This is a genomic window from Paraburkholderia panacisoli (genome assembly GCF_008369935.1).
GTDB classification, from domain to species: Bacteria; Pseudomonadota; Gammaproteobacteria; order Burkholderiales; family Burkholderiaceae; genus Paraburkholderia; species Paraburkholderia panacisoli.
The window spans coordinates 100,519-115,839 of record NZ_VTUZ01000027.1 but is presented as its reverse complement, the minus strand read 5'-3'; the positions used below and the strand labels follow the sequence as shown (position 1 = coordinate 115,839).

Below are 15,321 nucleotides of genomic sequence, written 5' to 3'. Positions count from 1 at the left end.
CCGTCGCCGCAAGCCGTGCGCAGTGCTTCCGCGTGCGCGCCCTAAGCCGAATGGCTAACGCGCGGTTTTGGCCTGAACACGGCGGGAGGGTGGAGTTACAATGTCGCCCATGTCAGATCCCCGCTTCGTTCATCTCCGCGTTCACTCCGAATTCTCGATTGCCGATGGCATCGTGCGTCTTGACGACATCGTCAAGGCGGCGGCCAAAGACGGCCAGGGCGCGCTCGCCCTCACCGATCTCGGTAATGCGTTCGGCCTCGTCCGTTTCTATAAGGAGGCCCGTGGCAAAGGGGTCAAACCCATTGCCGGCTGCGACGTCTGGATCACCAATCCGGACGACCGCGACAAGCCTTCCCGTTTGCTGCTGCTGGTCAAGGACCGGCGCGGCTATCTGAATCTGTGCGAGCTGCTCAGCAAGGCCTCGCTCACGAACCAGTATCGCGGCCGCGCGGAAGTCGAAGCCGGCTGGCTCGAATCGGGTCTCGGCGAAGGGCTGCTCGCGGTGTCGGGCGCGCAGCAGGGCGATGTCGGTCTCGCGCTCGCGGCCGGCAATGAGGAAGCGGCGAAGCGCAACGCGCTGCATTGGGCGAAGGTGTTCCCGAGCGGTTTCTACATCGAGTTGCAGCGTTGCGGTCAGCCGGGCGGCGAGCAGTATGTGCAGCAGGCGGTTGCGCTGGCGGCGTCGCTGAAATTGCCGGTGGTCGCCACGCATCCGATGCAGTTCATGACGCCGGACGACTTCACCGCGCACGAAGCGCGCGTGTGTATTTCCGAAGGCGACATTCTCGCGAACCCGCGCCGCCAGAAGCGCTTTACGTCCGAACAGTATTTCCGCACGCAAGAGGAGATGGCCGCGCTGTTCGCGGATATTCCGTCGGCGCTCGCCAATACGGTCGAGATCGCGAAGCGCTGCAACCTCACGCTCGAACTCGGCAAGCCGAAGCTGCCGCTGTTCCCGACGCCCGACGGTATGTCGCTCGACGACTACCTCGTGCTGCTGTCGAAAGAGGGCCTCGAAAAACGTCTCGAACAGTTGTACCCGGATGAAGCCGAGCGCGCCGCGCAGCGCGCCACCTATTACGAGCGCCTCGAATTCGAGTGCGGCACGATCATCAAGATGGGCTTTCCGGGCTACTTCCTGATCGTCGCGGACTTCATCAACTGGGCCAAGAACAACGGCGTGCCGGTCGGGCCGGGGCGGGGCTCGGGCGCGGGTTCGCTGGTCGCCTACGCGCTCGGCGTGACCGATCTCGATCCGCTGCGCTACAACCTGCTGTTCGAGCGATTCCTGAATCCGGAGCGGGTGTCGATGCCCGACTTCGACATCGACTTCTGCCAGCACGGCCGCGATCGTGTGATCCAGTACGTGAAGGAGAAGTACGGCGCGGACGCGGTGTCGCAGATCGCGACCTTCGGCACGATGGCGGCGAAGGCGGCGGTGCGCGACATCGGCCGCGTGCTCGATCTCGGCTACATGTTCACCGACGGCATCGCGAAGCTGATTCCGTTCAAGCCGGGCAAGCACGTCACGATCGCCGACGCGATGAAGGAAGAGCCGCTGTTGCAGGAGCGCTTCGACAACGAAGACGAAGTGCATCAGCTGCTCGAACTCGCGCAGCGTGTGGAAGGCCTCACGCGTAACGTCGGCATGCACGCGGGCGGCGTGCTGATCGCGCCCGGCAAGCTGACTGACTTCTGCCCGCTGTACACGCAGGGCGACGAAAGCGGCGTCGTCAGCCAGTACGACAAGGACGACGTCGAGGCCGTCGGGCTCGTGAAGTTCGACTTTCTGGGTCTGACCACGCTGACGATTCTCGACTGGGCCGAGCGCTATATCCGCCGTCTCGATCCGTCGAAGCAGGACTGGTCGCTCGGCCAGGTGCCGCTCGACGACCCGGCGTCGTTCTCGATCCTGAAGAAGGCCAACACGGTCGCCGTGTTCCAGCTGGAAAGCCGCGGCATGCAGGGCATGCTGAAAGACGCGCAGCCCGACCGCTTCGAGGACATCATCGCGCTGGTCGCGTTGTACCGTCCGGGCCCGATGGACCTGATCCCGAGTTTCTGCGCGCGTAAGCACGGCCGCGAAGTGGTCGAGTATCCCGATCCGCGCGTCGAGCCTGTTCTGAAAGAGACCTACGGCATCATGGTCTACCAGGAGCAGGTGATGCAGATGGCGCAGATCATCGGCGGCTACTCGCTGGGCGGCGCCGACTTGCTGCGCCGCGCGATGGGTAAGAAGAAAGCCGAGGAAATGGCCCAGCATCGCGAACTGTTCCGGCAGGGCGCGGCGAAGAACGGGCTGACCGGCGAAAAGGCCGACGAAATTTTCGACTTGATGGAGAAGTTCGCCGGCTACGGCTTCAACAAGTCGCACGCGGCCGCGTATGCGCTGCTCGCGTACTACACCGCGTGGCTGAAGGCGCACCATCCGGCGGAATTCATGGCGGCGAATATGTCGCTCGCGATGGACGACACGGACAAGGTCAAGATCCTGTTCGAAGACTGCCTCGCGAACAAGATGGCGGTGCTGCCGCCGGACGTGAATCTGTCCGCGTATCGCTTCGAGCCGGTCGCCGAGCCGGACGGCAAGCGCTCGAAAACCATCCGTTACGGGCTCGGTGCGATCAAGGGCAGCGGCCAGAACGCGATCGAAGAAATCCTGCGCGCGCGCGAGGACGGTCCGTTCATCGACATTTTCGATTTCTGCAACCGCGTCGACCGCCGGATCGTCAATCGCCGCACGGTCGAGGCGTTGATCCGCGCGGGTGCATTCGACACCTTGCACGCCAATCGCGCGCAACTGATCGCGTCGGTCTCGCTCGCGATGGAAGCGGCCGAGCAGGCGAGCGCCAATGCGTTGCAGGCGGGTCTGTTCGACATGGGCGACGCGCCGTCGCAAGGTCACGAACTGATCGACGAACCGGAGTGGCCGGAAAAAAAGAAGCTGCAGGAAGAGAAGGCCGCGCTCGGCTTCTACCTGTCGGGCCATCTGTTCGACGCGTACAAGGACGAAGTGCGACGCTTCGTGCGCCAGAAGATCGGCGAGTTGAAGGAAGGGCGCGACAAGCTGGTCGCAGGGGTGATCGCGTCGCTGCGCACGCAGATGACCCAGCGCGGCAAGATGCTGATCGCGCTGCTCGACGACGGCACGGGCCAATGCGAAGTGACGGTCTTCAACGAGACCTTCGAGGCGCACAAGCAGTTGTTCAAGGAAGATGAACTGCTGGTCGTGCAAGGCCAGGCGCGTAACGACGCGTTCACGGGCGGCATCCGCTTTACTGTCGACACGGTCATGGACCTCGGCCGCGCACGCTGCCGTTACGCGGAAGCCGTGAAGGTGCAGATGAACGGCAATGCGGACGCGCTGGCGTTGCGCCGTGTGCTCGAAGCGCATAGCGCGGGCAAGGATGAGCCGCAGGCGGCGGCTGCGCCAGCGGCTTCATCTCGCGGCGGCAACGGCGGCGGCGGGCGCAACGGCGGCGGCTATGGCGGCGACAATGGCCGTCAGCGTCAGGCGGTGCAGATTCCGAACGGGTTGGCGGTGCAGGTGGTCTATCGCAGCGAGAATGCGCAAGGGGAAATGCGTCTGGGCGACGCCTGGCGCGTGAAGCCGACCGACGAACTGCTTGCTGCGTTGCGCGGCGAGTTTGCGGGAAGCTCGATCGAGATCGTTTATTGAGGATCGGGTTTTGGTTGCGCAGGCCGGGCGGTTCGCTCGGTTTGCGCGGGCGAGACCCTGTCGGAATTGGCGGCGGCGAATGCCGGCCGCGCGTTTAATTGGCGAAGCGGCTGACGGGATTCGAATGCGAGCGTCGCGCGACGCGGCGATGCTGAACCTGGCGCGGCGTCACTCCCTGTCGACCGACGGCAAGCAAAGTTAAATCGCCGTCGTTCCACACCGCCTTTGGCCGCCACCTACCGCCGCTTCTGTTCACCCAAACGCGCCAGCTTCAAAAACCGGTAGTACACCGTTTCCGCATTGAACACCGCGATCATCAAGCCGGCGCGGCCATCCAGAAAACCACGCCGCAGCAGGTAGGTCCGCACGAACGCCCACGCGCCGCGCCCGAGCGCCTTGCCGAAACTGCCGCGCTGACCCGCGGCGTAACGTTGCTGTGCGCCCGCCGTCGAATACGCGTCGAGCTTGCGCAACACGCCTTCGAAGTCCTCGTACGAGTAGTGCATCAGCTTGCCGGTCAGGCGCTGGGCGGGCGTGTCGAACACCAGGCGCTCGTGCACGAGGTCGTCGGAAAAGCGCGCGGCGCCGCGTTTGAACAGGCGCGGAATCCAGTCCGGATACCAGCCGCTGTGATAAATCCAGTGGCCGCAGAAACTCGACAGCCGGTCCACCGCGTAGACGTCGGCGGTGGGCGCCATCAGCGCCGCCCGGATCGCTGACGCGAGTTCCAGCGAGACGATCTCGTCGGCGTCGATCGACAGAATCCAACTCGTGCTGAGCGCGTCCACCGCGCGGTTCTTTTGCGGGCCGAAGCCCGGCCAGTCGGTTTGTTCGATCACGCGGGCGCCGTGCGCGCGGGCGATCTCGGTGGTGCCGTCGGTGCTGCCGCCATCGATCACGACGATCTGATCGGCGAAGGCCACGGCTTGCAGGCATTCGGCCAGCCGCGCCGCCGCGTTTTGAGTGATGATGGCGACGCCGAGGGTGGTTTCTTGCATACCTGAGTTGCGAAGGCGAAGTGACGGAAACGAGTTGCGCAAGCGAGCGGCGCAAGCGGGTCCCGCGAGTATACACAGCCGGGCTCATCCGGCCCTATGCCGGGCCCCGGAGCATAGGGCAAAGGCGCGACGGATACCACGCGCTTTGCCTGGCGGCCTTCGCGTCCAGCGGTACGTGACCATGCTGCACGTCGTTCGTCGCCAGGCCAGTCCCCACAAAGCCAGCACCCGACCACCACGCCCGGGCCGCTGCGCCCCAACCGATTACAATGCTCCTTTTTGATATTCCCCGCGGCGGCCATGCCGCCCGTCGCGCGGGTGCCGTCCCGCATTCCCAGAGGATTCCTTGAGCGCGAAGCCAACGTTAAGCAAACCCATCGGTTCAGGTGAGGCGTCGTCGCCGGCCGTCGTCTTCCGGCGCCTGTGGCCGTATATCAAGCCGCTGCTGTGGGTGGTGGTCGGCGCGATCGCCGCGATGGCCGTCAGCGCCGGCACCGACGCTGCCATCCCCGCCTTGCTCAAGCCGCTGCTGGACAAAGGTTTCGGCGCGCACGCCAGCGACAACGCCAAGTGGTTCGTGCCGGTCGCGGTGATCGGCCTCGCGCTGGTGCGCGGCGTGTCGCAATATGCGTCCGGCTATCTGCTCGCGTACGTGTCGAACAAGATCCTGCTCGAACTGCGTCTGAAGATGTTCAACCGCATGATCCACACGAGCGTCGCGTTCTTCCAGCGCGAGACCGCGAGCACGGTGATCAACGCGATCGTCTTCGAAGTGAACCAGATCCTCAACGTGCTGCTGAGCGTGATGGTGACGCTGGTGCGCGACTCGCTGACGGTGATCTTCCTGCTCGGCTACCTGTTCTATCTGAACTGGCGTCTGACGCTGATCGTCGCGGTGCTGCTGCCGGGGATCGGCTGGCTGGTCGGCAAGATCAACCGCCGCTTGCGGCGTCTGAACCGCGAGCATCAGCTGTTGACCAACGAGCTGTCGTACATCGTCGAAGAGACGGTGGGCGGCTACAAGGTCGTCAAGGTGCACAACGGCGAGCAGTACGAAACCGACCGCTTCACGGCGATGAGCAAGCGCCTGCGCGGCTACGCGATGCGCATGACGGTTTCCGGCGGTCTCGCGCAGCCGTTGACGCAGTTCCTCGCGTCGATCGCGCTCGCCGTCGTGATCACGATCGCGGTGGTGCAGTCGTCGTCGGATCAGACCACGGTGGGCGGCTTCGTCGCGTTCGTCACGTCGATGCTGCTGATCATCTCGCCGCTCAAGCACCTGATGGACGTGAACCAGCCGCTGCAACGCGGGATGACCGCGGCCGAGCTGATCTTCGGTCTGATCGACGAGCCGTCCGAGCCGGCAGGCGGCGGCAAGCCGCTCGAGCGCGCGCGCGGCGAAGTGCAGTTCCGCGACGTGTCGTTCACTTACGGCACGAGCGCCACGCACAACCGCCACACGCTCGAGCGGGTGTCGTTCAAGGTGGCACCGGGCGAGATGGTCGCGCTGGCGGGCCCGTCGGGCAGCGGCAAGACCACGCTGGTGAATCTGCTGCCGCGCTTTTTCGATCCGACCGGCGGCGCGATTCTGGTCGACGGCGTGGCGCTGCCGGAATACGACCTGCACGCGCTGCGCAGCCAGATCGCGATGGTGAGCCAGGACGTGGTGCTGTTCAACGACACGGTGGCGAACAACGTTGCGTACGGCCAGACGGCCGACCCGGAGAAGGTCAAGGCGGCGCTGCGCGCGGCCAATCTGTGGGACACCGTCGAAACGATGCCGAACGGCATCGACACGCTGGTCGGCGACAACGGCATGATGCTGTCGGGCGGACAGCGGCAGCGTCTGGCGATCGCGCGCGCGATCTACAAGGACGCGCCGATCCTGATCCTCGACGAAGCCACCTCGGCGCTGGATTCCGAGTCCGAACGCCACGTGCAGGCCGCGCTGGAAACCTTGATGAAGGGCCGCACGACGCTGGTCATCGCGCACCGCCTGTCGACGATCGAGCGCGCGAACCGGATTCTCGTGATGGAAGCGGGGCGCATCGTCGAGAGCGGCAGCCATCGCGAACTGTTGCAGCAGGACGGGCTGTATGCGCATCTGCATCGCATCCAGTTCCAGCAGAACGCGGCCTGATCCGGCCGGGTCGAGCGGCGCCTGGTCCAAGGTTGGGCGCCGCGCCTCATCACGCTGCTGAGCGAGGCTTATTATTCATAGTCCGGCGGCGGCGGGCCAACGGCGCCACGGCGGCGGGCATTTGCCGCTCATCACCGCGCGCACTGAGGCGCGCCTTCAGCCCCGGTCTTTGCGCACGACGCGCTTGAGCCAGATCCCCGGCGCGTAGACCGCCGGACAACTCGCATACAGAAACATGCGGATGCGCAGCCCGAGCTTCACGCCGGCGCCGTGTATCAGCAAAGCAAGGCGCTGCCCAAGACTGCCGGCCTCGAACATCGCGCGAATGAACTGCTCGCGGGCGAGCTTGGGCGCCATCGCCGCGCGCATGCGCTCGCCCACGCCGCCGATCTCGGCGTCGCGCTGCAATTGCGCGAGTTCCGCCAGCCCGTAACGATTGCTTTGGCGCATCCGCGCGATCAGTTCGTCCACCGAGCGGTAACGCCGTTTGCGCGACAGCCCGCCGCGCCGGTAGCGCACCAGCGGCTCGCGCAGGCTCACGGCGCCGCCCGACAGGATCGCGCGCAGCACCATGATCTGATCCTCGGCGGCGGCGCCCGGCAGCATCGGCCCGAAACGCTCGAACAGGCGCCGCGACCACGTATGCGCCGCGCCGATCAGCCTGGGGCGGTTGGCCAGCCAGTCGTCGAAGGTGCGGTAGGTATCCAGTTCGGTCGGGCTCAGCCGTTCGTGAACGTTGCCTGCTTCGTCCATGTCGGCGAGGTCGGTGGCGATCAGGTCGGGACGGCGTTCGCGCGCGAGCCAGAGATCGACCACCCGTTCGCAGCGCGTGGGCGCCGACATGTCGTCGCCCGCGGCGACGAACAGCAGTTCGCCCTGCGCCCTCTGCGCGATTTGTGACAGGTGCGCGCTGATCCCCTGGTTGGTCGCGTTGCGCCGCGTGATCACCCGGTGCGGGCCGCTGTAGCCGGCAAGCGCCGCTTCGATCGCGGCGAAGGTGGCGTCGCTCGACGCGTCGTCGGAGATGATGATTTCGAGCGGCTGATAGGTTTGCGCGAGTGCGCTGCGCACGGCGTCGCCGATCTGCTCGGCCTGGTTGTACGCGATCAGCAGCAGCGTGACCAGCGGGCGCTCGGCTGCCGGCGCGGCGGAAGATGAGTGGGGTGATGGGCTATCGGTCATGGAGTGGGGCAGGTGCGATTGGGCTAGATTCTAATCGGTGGCGCGTGGGCTGCGCGATGCGCGCCGCAACCGGGGCATCCTTTACAATTGCCGCTGCTTACGCCAAACCAACGCAAAAACCGGCCCGCGCGGCCTTGCGCCGCGTATTTGCCGCATCAGCACTCACCGAGATCCGATCCTTGTCCGAGCCGACCCGCCGCCCACTCACCGACATCGCGCTGACCGCCCAGGCACTGAAAAATAGCGGCGGCGCCGAACGCTACACGCGCGACGTGATCGCCGGCTTGCATCGGATGGGCTTGCGGCCGACGCTCTTCGCCCGCGAAATCGACCGCGCGCTGCCCGAGGCAGCGTGGATCGACGCGCAGCCGCTGAACGTGCGCTGGGTGCCGCGCAAGCTGCGCAATCTGGCGTTCGACTGGCGGCTGAAGCAGCGACTCAAACGGCACCGGCCCGCCTGCGTGTTTTCGATCAATCACTCCACCCAGGCCGACGTCGCGTTGTGCGGCGGCACGCATCAGGGCTCGCTCGAAGCCGCCGGGCGCAGCGCGCGGCGCAGCGACGAATGGCAGATCGACATGGAGCGGCGTGTCTACACGCACGCGCGCTCGATCGTCGCGCATTCGCAGTTGATGAGCCGCGAGTTGCAGCGTTTTTACGGCGTGCCCGCCGGGCGTATCGACGTGCTCTATCCGCCCGTCGATACCGCGCGCTTCCAGCCGCTCGCCGACGCGGCGCGCGCGGCGGTGCGCCGCCAGCTCGATCTGCCCGAAGACCGGGTGATCTTCCTGTTCTCGTCGACCAGCCACGAACGCAAAGGCTATCCGCTGCTGGAAGCATTCTTTGCACGGACCACGCTGCCGGTGTGCCTCGTCGTGGCGGGGCGTCCCGTGCCGAAAACCGGCGAGACGATTCGCTATGTGGGCTATAGCAAGGAGATGGAGAAGCTTTTCGCGGCCGCCGACTTCACGGTCGTCGCGTCCGCGTATGAGCCGTTCGGGCTGGTGGGCGTCGAGTCGGTGATGTGCGGCACGCCCGTCGTGATCGCGGACAACGTCGGCTCGGCGGAGACCGTGACCGGTCCGGCGAAGATCGAGTTTTCGCGGCAGTCGGCGGGGAGTTTCGAGCGGGCGATCGAGGAGGCGCTGAAGCGGGTGCGCGACGGCGGCGCGCGCATCGCGAAGCCGCTCGACAGTCTGGTGTACGACCCGAGCGTCGATGCGCATGTCGCCGCGCTTTATGCGCTGTTCACGCGTTGAACTGACCGATGAGCGCCGCGCGCCGCAGCGCGGCCGAAGTGGGCAAGCGAGAGCTCGCCGATGGGCGGAAGGCCGGTAGCCTTCGAAACGTCGCCGAACCCCGGCGCCGAACCTGGTCAGCGCCGGCCCTGAAGAAACCGGCGCGCCCTCACACCTTGACGCCTGCCGCGCGGCGCGTCGCGTTCGACGCGGGCGCTTGCGCCATTTCCCGCAGTTCGCGTTTTCTCGCATCGACGACCGCCAGCAGCGTCGCGACCAGCAGCGCGAGCAGCGCGGTGACCATGATCGGCACGAGCACGTCGATGGTGAGCCCGAAAATCACCGTGCTGGTGGCGACCGCGAGGCCCGAATAGGCGGCCGCGCGGATGGCCGGATCGGTCGAGCGCCGGTGCCGCCAGAAATACACCGAGATCCCGTGGTAGAAGAGCAGCAGGCAGATCACGCCGATCGCGCCCATCTCGGCGAGCGTCGAGAAGAAGTCGCTATGCGCGCGCTCGTTGACGATTTCGGCTTTCACTTCGCCGCGTTTGGCCATCACGCCCAACTCGCCGACCAGATGCCCCTTGCCGATCCCGTACGCGGGGTGCCGCATGAAGATCAGCCGCGACGCGTTCCACAATTGCAGACGCAGCCCCACTGACGTGTAGTCCTCGCCCTTGTGCATCATCGACACGTCGGTCGACACTTCGAAGATGCGCTTGTGGACGCGCTCGGTCGACAGCAGCGCGCCGGCCACGACCACGATCGCCAGCGTCGCGATCAGCAGACGCTTTTTGTGCGCAAACCACTGGTACTGCATGCCGAGCAGCACGACGAATACCGGCACGGCCAGCCAGCCGCCGCGCGTGCCCGACAGATACGACGCGTAGCCGCCCGAGACCAGCGCCAGCAGGCGCGGCAGCAGCACGCGCCAGTCGCGTGGATTGTCCCAGCCGAGCGTGAAGACCGATAGAAACGCGAGCAGCAGCGCGGTATCGCCGAACGGGATCGCATTCGTGTAGGAATTGTTCAGACGGTTCGCATCGGTCCACCCGCCGGGAGGCTGATCGACGATCGCCCAAACGCCGACCGCCAGCGCGCCGGCCGCGCAACCCCAGCCGATCATGCGCAAATTGCGCGACGGCAATTGCCGCAGCAGCAGGAACACCGGCAACGCCAGCATGAAGCGCGACAATGCGTCGAACTGTCGCGGCAGCCAGAAGCCGAGCACCAGTTGCTGGACACCGATCGCCACGACGAGGGCCAGCATGCCGACGGTGAACCAGCGATAGGTGCGCAGTGCGGAGAAATAGCCCGGCATGCGGCGGTTGACCACTGCGGCGCCGAGCGCCAGCGCGACAAGTGCGAAGAAGCAGTAGCCGGTGCCGCCGCGCCACATCAGATTGACGGCGGGCGCGAGAAACAGCAGGGCTGAGGTGAGCCAGACCAGACTGGAAGCAAAAATCATAGGGCAACGATTTGTATGAACACTACCGTTCCGGTGGTGGAGTTGCTGGGAAGCCGGACCATTTGGTGACATTTTCAAGACGGCAGAGCGACCGCGATTATAACCGTGCGCCTCCTTGCAAAATGCTTGCTGTCGGGCTCAGGCAGTGGTTTGCCCGGCAGCGGCCGGCGAGTCGAGGTGGCGGCGCGCGGTCATCCGGGCCACCAGGCGTGCGACCCCTGAGCGCATGAGCGCCGCAAGCGTGCCCCCTGTGCGACGGCGGCGGCCAGCCGCACAACCGGGGCCGCAAAGTTTGTCGCGCGAGCGGGCGCGGTACAATCCCCGCGAATCTCATGACCGGCGCGCGGCGCGTGCCGCACCCGCACGCAGCTCAACGGACCGCATCGATGTTCTCAATCATCATCCCGACCTGGAACAACCTGCCTTACCTGCGCCTCGTGATCGAGAGCCTGCGGCGCCATTCGACGCACGCGCATCAGATCATCGTGCACGTGAACGACGGCTCGGACGGCACGCTCGCCTGGGTGCGCGACGAAGGGATCGAACATACGGCGTCGCCCGGCAACATCGGTATCTGCCACGCGGTCAATCTCGCGGCGGCGCGCGCCACGCGCGATTACATCGTCTACATGAACGACGACATGTACTGCTGCCCCGGCTGGGACGACGCGCTCGTCAAACGCCTCGCGCAGATGCCCGCCGACAACCTGTTCATGCTGTCCGGCACGATGATCGAACCCGTCGACTCCGGCAATCCGTGCGTGGTCGTGCAGAATTTCGGCCGCGACGCGCAGACGTTCCGCGCCGACCAGCTGGTCGCCGCGGCGTCCGGCCTCGTGCGCGCCGACTGGCGCGGCGCGACCTGGCCGCCTACGCTCGTGCATCGCGACTGGTGGCATAAGGTGGGCGGCTATAGCAGCGAACTGAGTCCGGGTATGAGCAGCGACAACGACTTCTCGATGAAGCTGTGGGACGCCGGCTGCCGCGTGTTCCTCGGCGTCGGCGACAGCCTGGTCTATCACTTCCAGCAAAAGAGCACCGGCAAGGTCGTCAAGAACGACGGGCGTCGCCAGTTCCTCAACAAGTGGGGCATGACGCAGGCGACTTTCGATCGCTACTACCTGCGCCGGGGCACCGCTGTCGAAGGCGGCGCGGCGGTCAGCGAGCCTGAGCGGACCGGGCGTCTGCGGCGCGCGTTGCTGAAGTCGCGGATCAAGCGGGCGTTTGGCTGAGGGGTGCCGGTGTCCGAGCGGGGCGCTCACGGGAGGGCCCGTGCCGCTCACGTCCGTCACACCCCGCCCGTCACCAGCGGCAATACCGTCAAATCCGGATGCGTGCCGTCGATGATGCTGCGTCCCACATGCACGGCTTCGTAAAGTGCTTCGTCCTTGCCGGCGAAGCTCTCTTCGCCGTCCGCATGAAACGGCACCGCGTGGCCGGGAATGGCGGGATCGGCGCCCGGGTGGCAGACGTAGCCGAGATAGGTGTAGCGGTTATCCGCCGCGGCTGATGGGTTCGCTGCGTCGGGTGGATTTTTGGGAACCGGTGACACGTGAATTTCGAAGCCTTCGTATTCCACCACTTGCCAGTGTGCGGTTTCATCGGCCATGGCCGCCTCCGTCTTGGTCATATCTATCAAAAAGTCTAGGTGATTTGCGTGCAAAGCGCGCTCCAGAACGGATAGGACAAAACCATTACGGCTTGATCGCGCCGAGCAAAATCTGGCGGGCGAGGCGGGAAAGCAATGACGTCGACATGGCGTGCTCCAGAGAAGCCGAAGTGAACTCGAAGCGGACGAAACGCATCCTCTGGTTAACTACGGTGTTTGATAATCGGTCTGTCGCTTAAATGAATTTCGCTTCCTGGTTGAAAATAGCCGGCGAGTCGGGTGCTCGACGAGCGCGCCGCGGCCCGGTCGTCATATAGAATGTCGCGCTTTGCCCGGAAACGACCTCGCCCATGTGGTTCAAAAACCTTCAGTTGCACCGTCTTCCCGCTCCGTGGTCCGTCACCCCCGAACAGATGCAGAAGTGGCTCGCGCCGCACGCGTTTGCACCCGGCAATAGCGTCGAGATGCAAAGCCATGGCTGGGCGTCGCCGCGCGACAACGACTCGCTGGTGTACGCGCTCAACGGCCAGATGCTGCTGGTGTTCCGCACCGAAAAGAAACTGCTGCCCGCGTCGGTCGTCACCCAGGTGACCAAGGCGCGCGCGCTCGAACTCGAGGAGCAGCAGGGCTTCAAACCTGGCCGCAAGCAGATGCGCGAACTCAAGGAGCAGGTCACCGACGAACTGCTGCCGCGCGCGTTCAGCATTCGCCGCGACACCCGCGTGTGGATCGACTGCAAGAACGGCTGGCTGGTGATCGACGCGGCCTCGCAAGCCATCGCCGACGAAGTGCGAGGGCTGCTGGTGAAGTCGATCGATCAGTTGCCGCTCGGCACCGTGCGCGTCACGCAGTCGCCGGTCGCGGCGATGACGGAGTGGCTGCTCTCCGGCGAGGGTCCGGCGGGCTTCACGCTCGACCAGGACACCGAGTTGCGCTCGCCCACGGAAGGCAATGCCACCGTGCGCTACGTCGGACATACTTTGGATACCGAAGATATGCGCCGGCATATCGAAGCCGGCAAGCAATGCATGCGTCTCGCGATGACGTGGAACGATCGCGTGTCATTCGTGCTGACGCCTTCGTTGACGATCAAGCGCATCGCGCCGCTCGACGTGCTGAAGGAAGCGAGCGACCCGACCGCGCAGAACGACGATGAACGCTTCGATTCCGACCTCACGCTGATGACCGCCGAACTCGACCGCATGCTGACGGATCTGCTCGATGCGTTGGGCGGTGAGCAGGGTGAGGCGATGCCGCAAGCTGCGGTGGCGTGATCGGTTGTTGATATTGGTTGTCGACCGGCGCGTTGGAGGAGTGGCGCGCCGGGGTTCTGTTTATCAGGCCGGATTGGCGCCTGTTTGAATCCGGCTTGATAAAACCCGTGTGCCGTCGCACACAAAGAGCCGCACACGAATTCCGCACGATGAACCGCACGCCGCCGCGAACATGAGCGAGCGGCGGCTTGCGCGCGCATAGCCGCGCCCCGCAGCGCGATTTCTCCCGACGATTCTGTATAAGATGACGAACAGAAGCTGATGCTTGCATCGGTCAAGGAGGGCTCGCGATGGTTCGTCTCGTCATGATCTTGCTGGGCGTCGATTACCTGCGAACCCGCTGGCGGTCGTTGCAGATCGCCGGCTGGCTGAGTCTGCTGCTCGGCGTGGTGGTGTTCATCGACGCCCTCGACAACGCGCTCTATTTCCCGATCACGCCCTTCGCCTTGTTGTTGTTGCTCGAAGGGCTGTGCACGCCCGCCGTCGCGTGGACCGGCATGGGCGGGCAGCGCACGCTGCGCTATGTGAAGGGGTTCGCGTTCTGCTTCGCGGCGGCGCTGATTCTCGCCGGGCATCACCACGGCAACTTCATTCTGTCGATGATCTTCGGCACGCTCTTTCTGGCCGATGGTCTGTTGCAGATCGTCTCCGCGCGAGTGGTCCGCTATCGCACGTGGCGGCTCGCGATGATCGGTGGCGGCCTCGAAATCGCGCTGGCGATTTTTTCTTCCAGCCGTTTCCGACGCACTATGTCGGCACCGTTCCGTATTGTCTCGGTCTGGGGCTGATGTTCGGCGGCTGGAACCTGATTCTGCTGAGCACGCGTGTGCGGCGGCTGGTATCGAACCCGGCGGTTGCGTCGGACGATGCGGCGATGGACGACGCTCGTACCCCCCGCTCATGCCGCGGCGCGCGCGGCGCCGGCTAGCCGTACGGCGCGGCTCGAATGGGACGGCCCGCCCGCCGCCGATGAAGCCGCGTTGACCGTCCACGTGTGGGCGCCGGTCGGGTCGGCCAAAAGCGAGGCGCGGCGGCAGCCGATCGTCGACCGCTATATCGCGGCGGTGGATCGCCATGGCGTGATATCGACGGGGCATGCCGCGCTCGAATCGCCCGAGGGCATCGACATCAGCCTGTATCCGGGCGTCGAGATCGATCGTTCCCCGGACGATTTCACGCGGCTCCTGCGCGCCACGCGCGAGAACGACGTGCCGGGCATGTTCCAGCCGGACTATCCGACTGAATCGAAGGCGTGGTGTCCGTCGACGGTTCAGGTGCGCATCCGCAATTACGATCCGCTGCGGCTGCGCCGATTCTGGGACGTGTATCGGCAGGACACGACCTACAACCTGACGCATCGCAACTGTTCGAGCAGCGTGTCGCGTGCACTGGAGGCGGCGCTCGAAGGCGCATCGGCGCGCGTGTGGGGCAGCGTCGGCGGCTGGCGGCCGTTTCTGCGTGTGATCACGACGCCGGAATTATGGGTGGCCGCGCAACTGCACAAACGCGCCGCGACGATGGCGTGGACCCCCGGCCTCACGCTCGACTATGCGCGCGCGCTCAGCATGCTGGCCGACCCGCGGCCGTCGGGCTGGGTCCGGATGGCGCGCCTTGCGGTGCGCCGGATGATGCAGTCGCGTCGGCAATGGCGCGAAGAGGCACGCCATGTGTCGGCGGCGCAGGACGCGCAGCACGGTGTCGCGTCGGGCGCGGTGCGGGATTGAAGGGAGCGG

The 15,321-nt window shown here is 65.5% G+C and carries 9 protein-coding genes and 1 pseudogene; 6 read left to right on the top strand and 4 right to left on the bottom strand.

Going from position 1 to position 15,321, the window contains the following annotated elements; genetic code table 11:
- Positions 1–100: 100 nt before the first annotated feature.
- Positions 101–3,679: a DNA polymerase III subunit alpha gene (dnaE, locus tag FVF58_RS32105; RefSeq protein ID WP_149673790.1), complete on the top strand. Its 3,579-nt coding sequence runs from the start codon at positions 101–103 to the stop codon at positions 3,677–3,679.
- A 236-nt stretch (positions 3,680–3,915) separates the two neighbouring features.
- On the opposite strand, the gene FVF58_RS32100 is transcribed toward dnaE, so the two are convergent.
- A complete protein-coding gene (locus FVF58_RS32100) occupies positions 3,916–4,677 on the bottom strand; it encodes a glycosyltransferase family 2 protein (protein ID WP_149673789.1) in 762 nt (253 codons plus the stop codon).
- Between the two features lie 346 nt (positions 4,678–5,023).
- On the opposite strand from FVF58_RS32100, the gene msbA reads away from it, so the two are divergent.
- Positions 5,024–6,817, top strand: a complete 1,794-nt coding sequence (msbA, locus tag FVF58_RS32095; RefSeq protein ID WP_149673788.1) for a lipid A export permease/ATP-binding protein MsbA — start codon at positions 5,024–5,026, stop codon at positions 6,815–6,817.
- A 156-nt stretch (positions 6,818–6,973) separates the two neighbouring features.
- Here the strand turns inward: msbA and FVF58_RS32090 are convergent, their stop codons facing one another.
- The gene (locus FVF58_RS32090; RefSeq protein WP_149673787.1) at positions 6,974–7,999 is read right to left on the bottom strand and encodes a glycosyltransferase family 2 protein; all 1,026 of its coding nucleotides are present in this window, start codon (positions 7,997–7,999) and stop codon (positions 6,974–6,976) included.
- 179 nt (positions 8,000–8,178) lie between these two features.
- On the opposite strand from FVF58_RS32090, the gene FVF58_RS32085 reads away from it, so the two are divergent.
- The gene (locus tag FVF58_RS32085) at positions 8,179–9,258 is read left to right on the top strand and encodes a glycosyltransferase family 4 protein (RefSeq protein WP_149673786.1); all 1,080 of its coding nucleotides are present in this window, start codon (positions 8,179–8,181) and stop codon (positions 9,256–9,258) included.
- 148 nt (positions 9,259–9,406) lie between these two features.
- On the opposite strand, the gene FVF58_RS32080 is transcribed toward FVF58_RS32085, so the two are convergent.
- Entirely contained in the window at positions 9,407–10,705 is a 1,299-nt protein-coding gene (locus FVF58_RS32080) for an O-antigen ligase family protein (RefSeq protein ID WP_149673785.1), read from the bottom strand.
- A gap of 386 nt (positions 10,706–11,091) precedes the next feature.
- On the opposite strand from FVF58_RS32080, the gene FVF58_RS32075 reads away from it, so the two are divergent.
- Complete coding sequence (locus FVF58_RS32075; RefSeq protein WP_149673784.1) at positions 11,092–11,937, top strand: glycosyltransferase family 2 protein; 846 nt, start codon at positions 11,092–11,094, stop codon at positions 11,935–11,937.
- A 56-nt stretch (positions 11,938–11,993) separates the two neighbouring features.
- Here FVF58_RS32075 and FVF58_RS32070 read toward each other — a convergent pair whose 3' ends face one another.
- The gene (locus tag FVF58_RS32070) at positions 11,994–12,314 is read right to left on the bottom strand and encodes a hypothetical protein (protein WP_149673783.1); all 321 of its coding nucleotides are present in this window, start codon (positions 12,312–12,314) and stop codon (positions 11,994–11,996) included.
- A gap of 350 nt (positions 12,315–12,664) precedes the next feature.
- On the opposite strand from FVF58_RS32070, the gene FVF58_RS32065 reads away from it, so the two are divergent.
- Both FVF58_RS32065 and FVF58_RS32060 read left to right on the top strand, forming a co-directional pair.
- Positions 12,665–13,588: a recombination-associated protein RdgC gene (locus FVF58_RS32065; protein ID WP_149673782.1), complete on the top strand. Its 924-nt coding sequence runs from the start codon at positions 12,665–12,667 to the stop codon at positions 13,586–13,588.
- Positions 13,589–13,878: 290 nt separating this feature from the next.
- Positions 13,879–15,312: pseudogene (locus FVF58_RS32060) on the top strand (HdeD family acid-resistance protein).
- Positions 15,313–15,321: the final 9 nt, after the last annotated feature.